General features: G+C 57.1%; 13 protein-coding genes and 1 other annotated feature. Of the genes, 12 read left to right on the forward strand and 1 reads right to left on the reverse strand.

Going from position 1 to position 11,807, the window contains the following annotated elements; translation table 11 throughout:
• Positions 1–135 precede the first annotated feature (135 nt).
• The 12 genes from pheA (at position 136) to ileS (ending at position 10,933) form a co-directional block, all read left to right on the forward strand.
• Positions 136–963 (forward strand): prephenate dehydratase, encoded by an 828-nt coding sequence (gene pheA, locus EL26_RS22345; RefSeq protein ID WP_038094548.1) that lies wholly within the window; start codon positions 136–138, stop codon positions 961–963.
• Between the two features lie 134 nt (positions 964–1,097).
• On the forward strand, positions 1,098–2,066 hold the full coding sequence (spoIIGA, locus tag EL26_RS22350; RefSeq protein WP_038094550.1) for a sigma-E processing peptidase SpoIIGA: 969 nt from the start codon (positions 1,098–1,100) through the stop codon (positions 2,064–2,066).
• A 31-nt stretch (positions 2,067–2,097) separates the two neighbouring features.
• On the forward strand, positions 2,098–2,820 hold the full coding sequence (sigE, locus tag EL26_RS22355; RefSeq protein WP_038094562.1) for an RNA polymerase sporulation sigma factor SigE: 723 nt from the start codon (positions 2,098–2,100) through the stop codon (positions 2,818–2,820).
• A gap of 71 nt (positions 2,821–2,891) precedes the next feature.
• Complete coding sequence (sigG, locus tag EL26_RS22360; protein ID WP_038094553.1) at positions 2,892–3,671, forward strand: RNA polymerase sporulation sigma factor SigG; 780 nt, start codon at positions 2,892–2,894, stop codon at positions 3,669–3,671.
• 82 nt (positions 3,672–3,753) lie between these two features.
• Positions 3,754–4,044, forward strand: coding sequence for a YlmC/YmxH family sporulation protein (locus EL26_RS22365; protein ID WP_038094555.1), 291 nt, complete (start codon positions 3,754–3,756; stop codon positions 4,042–4,044).
• A 102-nt stretch (positions 4,045–4,146) separates the two neighbouring features.
• Positions 4,147–4,923 carry a peptidoglycan editing factor PgeF gene (gene pgeF / locus EL26_RS22370; protein ID WP_052036712.1) on the forward strand — a complete coding sequence of 259 codons (777 nt, stop codon included), beginning with the start codon at positions 4,147–4,149 and terminating at the stop codon, positions 4,921–4,923.
• 36 nt (positions 4,924–4,959) lie between these two features.
• Positions 4,960–5,649, forward strand: a complete 690-nt coding sequence (locus tag EL26_RS22375; protein ID WP_038094557.1) for a YggS family pyridoxal phosphate-dependent enzyme — start codon at positions 4,960–4,962, stop codon at positions 5,647–5,649.
• 14 nt (positions 5,650–5,663) lie between these two features.
• A complete protein-coding gene (locus tag EL26_RS22380) occupies positions 5,664–6,122 on the forward strand; it encodes a cell division protein SepF (protein WP_052036713.1) in 459 nt (152 codons plus the stop codon).
• Between the two features lie 18 nt (positions 6,123–6,140).
• Positions 6,141–6,428 carry a YggT family protein gene (locus tag EL26_RS22385; RefSeq protein WP_052036714.1) on the forward strand — a complete coding sequence of 96 codons (288 nt, stop codon included), beginning with the start codon at positions 6,141–6,143 and terminating at the stop codon, positions 6,426–6,428.
• Positions 6,425–7,207, forward strand: a complete 783-nt coding sequence (locus EL26_RS22390; protein ID WP_038094558.1) for a YlmH family RNA-binding protein — start codon at positions 6,425–6,427, stop codon at positions 7,205–7,207. Before EL26_RS22385 ends, EL26_RS22390 begins: the two co-directional genes overlap by 4 nt.
• Before the next feature lie 98 nt (positions 7,208–7,305).
• Positions 7,306–7,788 (forward strand): DivIVA domain-containing protein, encoded by a 483-nt coding sequence (locus tag EL26_RS22395; protein WP_038094559.1) that lies wholly within the window; start codon positions 7,306–7,308, stop codon positions 7,786–7,788.
• A gap of 46 nt (positions 7,789–7,834) precedes the next feature.
• Positions 7,835–8,093, forward strand: a binding site (T-box leader).
• Between the two features lie 65 nt (positions 8,094–8,158).
• Complete coding sequence (gene ileS / locus EL26_RS22400) at positions 8,159–10,933, forward strand: isoleucine--tRNA ligase (RefSeq protein WP_038094560.1); 2,775 nt, start codon at positions 8,159–8,161, stop codon at positions 10,931–10,933.
• 151 nt (positions 10,934–11,084) lie between these two features.
• Here ileS and EL26_RS26325 read toward each other — a convergent pair whose 3' ends face one another.
• Complete coding sequence (locus tag EL26_RS26325; protein ID WP_038094561.1) at positions 11,085–11,450, reverse strand: hypothetical protein; 366 nt, start codon at positions 11,448–11,450, stop codon at positions 11,085–11,087.
• Positions 11,451–11,807 lie beyond the last annotated feature (357 nt).

Raw genomic sequence — 11,807 nt, forward strand, 5'->3', positions numbered from 1 at the left:
CGCAAGATTCAGGTTCTTGTGGGGGCAACCCCGTGGAGGTTCAAGTCCTCTTGACCGCACCAACAACTTGTATGACATCGCAGACTCGGTCCTTGGAGGGATCGAGTTTTTTTGCATAAAAGGAGATGAGCTTAGGTGAGAGTAGGATGTTTAGGCCCGAAGGGCACGTTCACGGAAGAAGCAACACGACGGTATTTTGTCGAGGAAGATGTCGAGTGGAGCCTCTTTCCGTCCATTCTCGACACATTGAGTGCACTCGCGGAGAAAGAAGTCGACCGCGTGGTCGTACCGATCGAGAATTCTATTGAAGGCTCTGTCACCATGACGCTCGACAGCCTCGCGCTGCATGAAGATCTGTTTGTCGAAGCGGAGATCATCATGCCGATTCGCCAAAACCTGTTGGCGGTCACCGGAACCAAGCGCGAAGAGATTCGCGAGATCTGGTCGCACCCGCAAGCGCTCGCGCAATGCCGACACTATATCCACCACATGGGGGCGGCCGTGAAGAACTTCGAGAGCACCGCCGCCGCCGCCGCCAAGGTGGCGGAGAGCGGCCGCACAGACATAGCCGCCATCGGCACCGAACTTGCCGCACAGAACAACGGCTTGGTCGTGCTGCACGCCGGCATCCAAGATGTGCCCGACAACTTCACGCGCTTTATCGTCGTCCGCCGCGCCGGCAAGACGTTCACGTCGACCGAACGCACCATCTTGCAGCTGCAGTTCGAATTCGATCAGCCGGGCGTGCTCGCCTCCGTGCTGAACGTGTTTGCGGGCCTTCAGCTCAACCTCTCGCACATCCAATCCCGTCCAACGCGCAAAAAGCTCGGGACGTATCAGTTTTTTCTCGAAGTGGAAGCGGGATGGCAGGATGAGCGCATGCAAAAAGCGATCTCTATCGTCAAAACGTACGGTCATCAAGTCCGCGTCCTCGGCACGATGAACCGACATTATGTGATGTAGCGAAAAGCACCCGACAAAGGGTGCTTTTTTTGACGAAACTTTTTCTCAAGTGAGTGTCATGTTTTGACACCCTCCGCAATAGACTTGTACTATACTGGGGGCAATCGGCGAACCTGTTTGGTAGGTGATGACGAATGCCCGTTGTCTACTTAGATGTCATCTGGGTGATCAACCTCGTCTTAGATGGGTTCATTCTGTTCGTGACGGCGTTCCTGGCCCGTCGCAAAGTGACTGGATGGCGGATGATCGGCGCATCGGCCATCGGAGCCTCGTACGCTCTTTTTTTATTCGTACCGGCGTTGTCTGTGTTGTTGTCGTTTGTCTGCAAAGTGTTGTTTTCGATCCTGATGGTCTGGGTCGCGTTTCGCCCCAAAGGGGTATGGGAGCTCGGCAAACTGCTGGGTCTGTTCTACCTCGCCTCGTTTCTCATGGGCGGCGCGGCGTATGCGGCCAATGGACTTTTTCAAAACATCTCGATGAAAAACGGCCTGCTGATCGTCAAAGGCCGGATCGCGTGGCTGCAACCGTCCACGCTCGTCCTCATCGTCGCGGCGATGCCGCTGGTCTACTGGCTTGGCAAAAGCGCGTGGACACGCCTTGGCAAAGCCAAGCACCGCGAACAAAACTTCTGGGACGTGGAGGTGCAGATCGGCGACTTCCGCGTGAGTTTCACCGGCTTGCTGGACACCGGCAACGCCTTGACCGATCCGCTCTCCCGCACGCCTGTCATGGTGCTGGATTGGGATCTCCTGCGGGACGTTTTACCCCGAGAACTTACGCAATCTTTTGAAAAAAATACCGACCCCGCCTCCGCTCTGGGCGAGTTCGAACTGCCGGGCGATTGGCAAGCCCGGATGCGGCTCGTCCCGTACCGGGGCGTCGGCGGCGTGATGGGCATGTTGCTGTCGTTCCGGCCGGACGCGGTGCAGCTCACCGCCAGCGACTTGCCGGGCGAAGTTCATACGTGCCGCAAAGTGCTGATCGGGTTGAATCCCAAACCGCTCGCGGCCGACGGTTCCTACCGCGCGATCCTGCACCCGGCGATGATCGGCGACGCCGCAGAACCGGAAACTACCACTCAGCCCGCACCGGCTGCCAGCTAATCGAAAGGAGACGACCCCTATGAGATTGCCGATCCCTTTGAAAATGCGCTTGCAAGCACGTCTTCTGTTCCTGCGCTTGCTGTTTAAATTCGGCGGCACCCCGGAGGAAATCTACTACGTTGGAGGAAGCGAGGCCCTGCCGCCGCCGCTGACCCGCGAAGAAGAGGAGTTCTTGCTGGAGAAACTGCCGAGCAAGGACGAAGCGGTGCGCGCCGTGCTCATCGAGCGCAACTTGCGCCTCGTCGTCTACATCGCGCGCAAGTTTGAAAACACCGGCATCAACATCGAAGACCTCGTCTCGATCGGCACGATCGGCTTGATCAAAGCGGTCAACACGTTCGACCCCGAGAAAAAAATCAAACTGGCAACGTACGCCTCGCGCTGCATCGAGAACGAGATTCTGATGTTCCTGCGCCGCAACAACAAGATACGCTCCGAAGTGTCGTTTGATGAACCGCTCAACGTCGACTGGGACGGCAACGAACTGCTGCTCTCCGACGTGCTCGGCACGGAGAACGACACGATCTACCGCAACATCGAGGAGCAAGTCGACCGCAAACTGCTCTACAAGGCACTTGAAAAACTGACCGAACGCGAGCGCAAGATCATGGAGATGCGCTTCGGCCTCACCGACGGCAAAGAGATGACGCAAAAGGACGTCGCCGATTTGCTCGGCATCTCGCAGTCCTACATCTCGCGTCTTGAAAAGCGCATCATCAAACGCTTGCGGAAAGAATTCAACAAAATGCTGTAGTGCATATTTCTCCCTCCACTGGCTCATACTGTCTCCAACTGAGGCGGACGCTGAATGGAGGGAGTTATCTTATGAAACGTAACAAAGTTGAAATTTGTGGCGTAAACACAGCACAGCTTCCCGTTCTAACCAATGCCGTCATGCGTGAACTATTCGTTGCACTGCAAGCAGGAGAATTGTCCGCCCGTGAAAAACTGGTCAACGGCAACCTCCGCCTCGTGTTGTCGGTCATCCAGCGTTTTAACAACCGGGGCGAGTATGTGGACGATCTCTTTCAAGTGGGCTGCATCGGCTTGATGAAAGCGATTGACAACTTCGACCTCAGCCAAAACGTCAAGTTTTCGACTTACGCGGTTCCGATGATCGTCGGTGAAATCAGACGCTATCTGCGCGACAACAACCCGATTCGCGTCAGTCGAAGCCTGCGCGACATCGCCTACAAGGCGCTGCAAGTCCGCGACAGTCTGACCAACCAAAACCTGCGCGAGCCCTCGATTGTGGAAATCTCCGAAGCGATGGACGTTCCCAAGGAAGATGTCGTGTTCGCTCTCGATGCCATCCAAGATCCCGTGTCGCTGTTTGAGCCGATCTACCACGACGGCGGCGACCCGATCTACGTGATGGACCAACTCAGCGACGAGAAAGACCACGACAACCTCTGGGTGGAGGAGATCTCCATTCGTGAAGCTCTGACCAAGCTGAACGATCGGGAAAAACGCATCCTCTCGATGCGCTTTTTCGAAGGCAAAACGCAGATGGAAGTGGCGGAAGAGATCGGCATCTCCCAAGCCCAAGTGTCCCGCTTGGAGAAAGCCGCCATTCACCACATGCACAAATTCATAAAAGCATAGAAAAAAGCCGCGGCAGAGTCCGCGGCTTTTTTTCATTTTCCGAGCTTCGGACATATACATAAAAGAGGAAGGGGCGAGTCTGATGGTCAAAATCTCCGAGTTGCAAGCGAAAGATGTCGTCAGCATCTCCGACGGGAAACGGCTGGGTCAGATCGGCGACCTTGACATTGATTTGGAAAACGGGATGGTGCGCTCGATCATCGTGCCGGGCGGCGGCCGTTTTCTCGGGATGTTCGGCAACGGGCAGGATCATGTGATCCCGTGGAGCCAGATTGTAAAAATCGGCGCCGACGTCGTGCTCGTCGAGTTGCGCGGGGCGGGAGAATCGCATTATCTGCCGCCTGGCAACGGATCGAGCTCCGGCGGTTTTTGAGCGAGCGTTTTGAAAAAAGAGAAGGGGATTCCGTGTCGGGAGCCCCTTTTTCTTTTTGAAGCAGGTGTGGTACGATTTGGAGTGAGAGGAAAGGTGAGCCTGATGACATCTCGAATCATCGCCCGCTTCACCACCCGCCAAGACGGGGTGAGCGCGGCTCCTTATACAAGCTGCAATTTGGGTCTGCACGTCGGCGACGACGCCCTTGCGGTCGTCGAGAACCGAACCCGCGTCGGCGAGAGTCTCGGACTGCCGCTCGACGCATGGGTGGCAGGCGAGCAAGTGCACGGCTCCACTGTAACTGTAGTCACAGAGGAGCACAAGGGACGCGGCTCCCGCGATTTGGCAAGCATGCTCCCGGCGACCGACGCCCTGGTGACGAACGTCCCCGGCGTGGCGCTGACGACGTACGCGGCCGATTGCGTGCCGATTTTGTTCTCCGCACCGGACGTGACGGCGGTCGGCTGCGCGCACGCGGGCTGGCAAGGAACCGTCAAGAAAATCGCCGCCCGCACCGTCCGCGCGTTGATTTCTGAGTACGGAGCCGACCCGGAGCACCTGCAAGTCCGCATCGGACCGTCGATCGGGCCGTGCTGCTACGAAGTGGACGAGCGCGTGGCGTCGCAAGTGCGCGAGGCGTTTCCGGACGACCATGAAACGCTGCTGACCCCGAACGACAACGGCCGCTGGCAGTTGGATTTGTGGCTCGCCAACGTCACCGCGTTGCGCGAGGCGGGAGTGCCGGAGCCAAACATCCACCGCGAGGACGCGTGCACGAGTTGCCGGGTGGACACGTACTTTTCCCACCGCAAGGAAGCGGGCAAGACCGGCCGTCATGCCGGGATTGTCGCGATCTTGCAGGAAAAACTAACCGATTGATCGTATAAGTACCTATTGGCTTGCAGGAGGGCAATGATGGACTACGAAAAGCGCTTGCAAGAAATTCGTTCGCAAATCGCACAGGCTTGTTCCCGCGTCGGGCGCGACCCGGCGGATGTGACGATCGTGGCGGTGACGAAGTACATCGACACCGCACAAACCGAAGCTGTCGTCCGCGCCGGATTGACCGACATCGGCGAGAACCGCCTGCAAGTCGCGCTGCCCAAGATGGAGGGCATGGCGCCGGAGTTGCAGGAGCAGGTGCGCTGGCATTATATCGGAAGCCTGCAAACCAAGAAAGTCAAAGACGTGCTGCAACGTTTTGATTGGATACATTCAGTGGATCGCTCCAGCTTGGCTTTGGAGATTCAAAAAAGGGCCGCTTCCATCGGGCGCCCCGTTCCGTGTCTGGTGCAGGTCAACGTCTCCGGCGAAGAGTCGAAGAGCGGATTTGCGCCGGAGGAAGTTCCGTCGTTTTTGCAGGAAGCACAAGGTCTGGATTTCGTGGACATCCGCGGGTTCATGACGATGGCTCCGGCATCAACGAACCCGGAGGACGCTCGTCCGGTGTTTCGCGGCTTGCGGGAATTGCGCGACAACATGATCGCGCAGGGATGGTTGCCCGCATCGGCCCGCGAGCTGTCGATGGGCATGTCGGGTGATTACTCAGTTGCTGTCGAGGAAGGCGCAACGCTCGTGCGCCTCGGCAGCGTGCTCGTCAAATAAGGAGGGCAGAGATCATGTTCCAAAAAGTCATGTCGTTTCTCGGGCTGGCCGATGAAGAGCAGCCGCGTCGGGAAGAAGAACTGATCGAAGAGCAACAACAGATGGCGCAACAACAACAGCAAGACGGTGTCGTTCCGCTGAAGCGCCAAGGCACCGTGGTGTCCCTGCATACGCAAAAGCAAGTGCGCGTCTACCTCGCGGAACCGGAGACGTATGACGACGCGCAGAGCATCGCCGACCATCTGCGCAACCGCCGTCCGGTCGTCGTCAACCTGCACAAAGCGCCGCATGAGGTGGCGAAGCGGGTGATCGACTTCATCAGCGGTTGCACGTACGCGCTGGGCGGAACGCTGCAGAAACTGGGACACAACATCTTCCTCTGCGCGCCGGAGAACATCGACATCCAAGGTTCGATCAGCGACCTGATGGAGAATTCTGCCGCGACTGAGCAACCGTTTCGAAACCAACGATAAAAATAACGAGGTGACTTCATGGTCGTAGCAGCCTATTACATCATGAAAGTGATGGACATTTATTACTACGTGCTGTTTGCTTCGATCATACTCACGTGGATTCCCGACATCCAACGCACGATCGTCGGGCGCATTCTGTACAGAATCACCGAGCCGTACTTGGGCATCTTCCGCCGGTTCATCCCCGCGGTGCGCTTGGGCGGCGGCTATATGGACTTCTCGCCGATCGTGGCGCTGTTTGTCTGGCGGGTCTTCGTGGAAAACGGCGTCCGTTGGCTCTTGCTGAAAGCGTTGGGACTTGCATGAAACAAGACGGCATCATGATGCATTTCCGACCGGAAGAACGGCCGTTCGTGGAGCGAATGATCGACTTGGCGGAGCGTGTGGACGACCGCCAGTCGCCTTCGCTCACCGACTTCCTCGACCCCCGTCAGCAAAAAATCGCCCTGTCGGTCGTGCGTCGTCACGCCGATGTGGAAGTGCGTTTCGCGGGCGGACCTCAAGCGGCGGAACGGCAGCGCGCGCTGATTGCCCCGTCGTACTGGGTGCCGGAAGAGGCGGATTTTGAGCTGGCGTTTTTGCGGATTGAAATTCCGGGAGAGTTTGTGAAGCTCTCGCACGGCGACTACTTGGGCGCGTTGGTCGGGCTTGGGATGAAACGCGGAAAGCTCGGCGATCTCAGCGTGTCGGACGAGGGGTGCGACATCGTCGTCTCCCGCGACATGGCGGACTTTGTGCGTTTGCACTTGAGTCAGGTGGGACGAGCCGCCGTCTCCGTGCGGGAGATCGACCGGACGCAGTTTCGGGCGGTGCACCGCGAGTTTCAAGAGAAAGACTTTACCGTGATGTCGCTGCGGCTCGATGCGGTGGCGTCCGACGCGTTTAACTTGTCGCGGACGAAGGTCGTCGACCCGATCAAGAGCGGCAAGCTGCAGTTGAACTGGCAGACGGTGGAGAACCCGGCGACGCCGGTCGAAGAGGGAGACGTGATCTCCCTGCGCGGACACGGGCGGGTGAAAATACTCGAAGTCGGCGGACAGACCAAGAAAGGCCGAACGGTCATAAAAGTCGGAAAATATATCTAGGTTTGGCAGGAGTTCGTCACATGCTGTCGAAATAGTGGTGGCAGTGTTGTTTTTTCTTATTCAAGTTTGTACAGGAATTGATGGAGGTGCCGGATCGCATGCTGACTCCGCTCGATATTCATAACAAGGAATTTGGCCGTTCGCTTCGTGGCTACAACGAAGACGAAGTGAACGAATTTCTCGACCGCGTAATCAAGGACTATGAAGCCCTGATCCGCGAAAACCGCCTCCTCGAAGAGAAGGTCGCCACGCTGGAAGACCGCCTGACGCACTTCCAGAACCTTGAAGATACCCTCTCGAAGTCGATTATCGTCGCGCAAGAGACGGCCGAGGAAGTCAAAGCCAACGCGCGCAAGGAAGCGCAACTGATCATCAAGGAAGCGGAGAAGAACGCAGACCGCATCGTCAACGAATCGCTCGTCAAGTCTCGCAAGATGGCGATGGAAATCGACGAGATCCAAAAGCAGGCGTCTGTTTTCCGCGCTCGTTTCAAATCGCTGGTTACGGCGCAGCTCGAACTGCTCGAAAGCGAGCAATGGAACCATCTTCTCGACGAGAAAACCATTCGCGTCGAAGAATAAGGTTTGACAGTTTCGGGGAAGCTATCATATAATACGTGCAATTCAACATGCGACGTTGAACGGGAAGAGTAGCGATTGGAAACTTTACCAGAGAGCCGGGCAGGGTGGAAACCGGCAAAGGGAACAATCGGGAAAATCACCCGGGAGTCGTGGACTGAACCCGCCTCTTTTTCATGGTTTTTTCAGCAAGGGCGGTAGTAAGTTTCACCGTGCTGGCCTACGTTACAGGGCTCAATGAGCGGCCGTTTTTTCCAAAGCGGCAATCAGGGTGGTACCACGGGAAACCAAAGTCTCTCGTCCCTTTGCGTGCAATGTGCGCAGAGGGACCGAGGGACTTTTTTGTTTTCATACATGAAGGAGTGACACAACGATGGAGAAACCAGATTACAGCAAGACCCTGAATCTGCCGGAAACCGAGTTTCCGATGCGCGGCAACTTGCCGCAGCGCGAACCGGGCATCCAAGAGAAGTGGGAAGAGATGGGCCTGTACGCGAAAGTGCAAGCCAAGCAAGCGGGCAAACCGAAGTTCGTCCTGCATGACGGCCCGCCCTACGCCAACGGAGACATCCACATCGGCCATGCGATGAACAAAATCCTCAAGGACATCATCGTGAAATACAAAACCATGTCCGGGTTCGACTCTCCGTACGTGCCGGGCTGGGATACGCACGGGATGCCGATCGAGCATGCGATCATCAAGAACAAGGGCATCAACCGCCATGAAGTGCCGGTGACCGAATTCCGCCAGATGTGCTACGACTATGCGATGGATTTCGTCGACCGTCAACGCGGGCAGTTCAAGCGTCTCGGTGTGCGCGGCGATTGGGAGAACCCGTACATCACCTTGTTGCCGCATTACGAAGCGCGCCAAATCCAAGTGTTCGGCGAGATGGCGAAGAACGGCTACATCTATAAAGGTCTGAAACCGGTTTACTATTGCGCGTCTTGTGAGACCGCGCTGGCGGAAGCGGAAGTCGAGTACGCGGACAAAGTGTCTCCGTCGATCTACGTGAAATTCGCGGTCAAGGACGGCAAAGGCGTGCTGCCGACCGAGAACACCTACATCGTCATCTGGACGACGACTCCGTGGACGCTTCCGGCAAACGTGGCGATCTCGCTCGGCCCGGACTTTGAGTACGACCTCGTGGAAGTGAACGGCGAAAACTTGTTGATCGCGAAGCAATTGGTCGGCACGGTGCTGAAAACTGCCGGCGTGGAAGCGGAGCCGAACGTGATCAAGACCGTCAAGGGCGCAGAGCTTGAGCGTGTCACCTGCCAACACCCGTTCCTCGACCGTGAATCGCTCGTCATCCTCGGCGACCATGTCACCCTCGAATCCGGCACCGGCTGCGTGCATACCGCTCCGGGACACGGGATGGAAGACTACTTGGTCGGCCTCAAATACGAGTTGCCGATACTGGCACCGGTCGACGGCCAAGGCAAATTCACCGCAGAAGCGGGCAAGTACGCAGGCCAGTTCTATTTGAAAGCGAACAAAGCGATCATCGCGGACCTGACCGAATCCGGCAACCTGCTCGTGGAGAAAGACCTCAGCCACAGCTACCCGCACTGCTGGCGTTGCAAAAACCCGGTGTTCTTCCGCGCGACGGAACAATGGTTCGGCTCGATCGACAAGTTCCGCGACAAACTGCTGGAAGAGATCAAAAAAGTGAACTGGAGCCCGGTTTGGGGCGAAGTGCGTCTGCACAACATGATCGCCGACCGCACCGACTGGTGCATCTCCCGTCAGCGCAAGTGGGGCGTGCCGATCCCGATCTTCTACTGCAACGATTGCAACACGGAGATCATCAACGACTCCACGATCGACAAACTCTCGAAGCTGTTCAAAGAACACGGTTCGCAAATTTGGTTTGAGAAGGACGCTTCCGAGCTGATCCCGCACGGTTTGACCTGCTCCTGCGGCGGCACGACGTTCCGCAAAGAAACGGATACGATGGACGTGTGGTTCGACTCCGGTTCTTCGCACATGGCCGTGCTTGATGAGCGTCCGGAACTGCAATGGCCGGCCGACCTGTACCTCGAAGGTTCCGACCAATACCGCGGTTGGTTCAACTCGTCGCTCTCGACGGCGGTGGCCGTTCGCGGGCAAGCTCCTTACAAAGCGATCCTCTCGCACGGCTTCACCCTCGACGGCGAAGGCCGCAAGCAGTCCAAGTCGCTTGGCAACGTCGTCGACCCGCTGAAAGTCATGCAGCAGTACGGCGCTGACATCTTGCGTCTGTGGGTGGCATCGGTGGACTTCCGTGCCGATACCCGCGTCAACGATGCGATCTTGAAGCAAGTCGCCGACGTCTACCGCAAGTTCCGCAACACGTTCCGCTATTTGCTCGGCAACTTGAACGACTTCAACCCGAGCGCAGACCTCGTACCGACGGAACAGTTGATGGAACTCGACCGTTGGGCGCTGAACAAGTTGGAGCAAGTGCGCGAGCGCGTGGTGAAAGCGTACGATGCGTACGAATTCCACGCGGTCTACCACGAGATGAACAACTTCTGCAACGTCACGCTCTCGAACTTCTACTTTGACGTCTCCAAGGATCGTATGTACACCGTGGCGCCGGACGCGCTGGAACGCCGTTCCGGGCAGACCGCGATGTACCACATCCTCGTCGCGCTCACGCAACTCTTGGCTCCGGTTCTCACGCACACCGCAGACGAAGTGTGGGCGTACGTGCCGGGCGCGGAAGAAGAAAGCGTGCAGTTGACCGAGTTCTACCAGGGCGCTGTGAAGTTTGACGCGGCACTGGATCAGAAGTGGGAAGAGATCTTGAACGTGCGCGACGAAGTGCTCAAAGCGCTGGAGATCGCCCGTCAAGAGAAAGTGATCGGCAAATCCTTGACGGCAACCGTCGATCTCTATCCGGATGCGGCTACTTTGACAGTGCTGCAAGCAACTCCGCGTCTCCAAGAAGTGCTGGGCGTATCGCACGCGCACGTCTTCGAGCCGGGCGCGGAAGTTCCGTCCGATGCCACGGCGTACACCGGACTGTCGGTGCGCGTCCGTGCGGCTGAGGGCGAAACGTGCGAGCGTTGCCGCGTAGTGACACCGGAAGTGGGTCAAAACGAGGAACATCCGACGCTGTGCCCGACTTGCGCGGGGAACGTCGTGCATTTTGTGAAGTAATCTGTTGCGATGAAAAAAGCCTCCATCTGCCGCTCTTGCGGCGGGGTGGAGGTTTTTTTCATCGCAACAGAGCGATGCGTTTGAAAAAAAGCCTCCATCCGTCGCTCTTGCGGCGGAATGGAGGCTTTTTTGGACAGAGAGGGGGTTCGTGCTAGCGGGAGTGGCTGCCGTCTTTGTGGTAGCCGTACTGATAGCCATAGCCGCCGTACGGATGGTAGCCGTAGCCCCACGGATGGTAGCCCAACGGGTGGTACCCGCCATAGCCCCACGGATGGTAGCCGTACGGGTGATAGCCGTAGCCGTAGGGCGGGCGGCGGAAGTCGTACTGGCCGCGGAAGTCGCCGAGGCTTTGTTGCTGTTGCAGCTGTTGGGTGTAGAGGTTGGTGTAGAATTGGTTGACCGCGTTTTGGTACTCCGGCGTTTCAAAGTAGCGGTATTCAATGTTATGGATGCTCGGGTCATACTCGTAGTAGGGAATGAGTTGAACATCCGGTTGTTGGCTGTACTTTTTCGGCACTGCGGGTCACGCTCCTTGTATGCGTTTGGTTGAGGGGCATTTGTCTTGTGGGGCATTCGTCACCCTATGGATATGAGCACAGAAGCGGTGTGGTGAAGGGTTGAGAAGAAATCGGGCGGATGCCCAGATTCGCAGAAAACACGGGTTCCGAAAGAGATTGGTGAACATAACTCGTGCAGATTGGCGATTTTGATCGAAATGTGTTTTTGATTCTCTTGCGGGGGACATGTTATATTTACACCTGTCGCCGCGAGATACGGTGATGAAAAACGAAATGCATCACAAATGGAGAGATGTCCGAGTTTGGTCGAAGGAGCTTGACTCGAAATCAAGTAGGCGGGTAACCGTCTCGGGGGT

Origin of the sequence: Tumebacillus flagellatus, from assembly GCF_000714935.1 — a bacterium.
Classification (GTDB): Bacteria; Bacillota; Bacilli; order Tumebacillales; family Tumebacillaceae; genus Tumebacillus; species Tumebacillus flagellatus.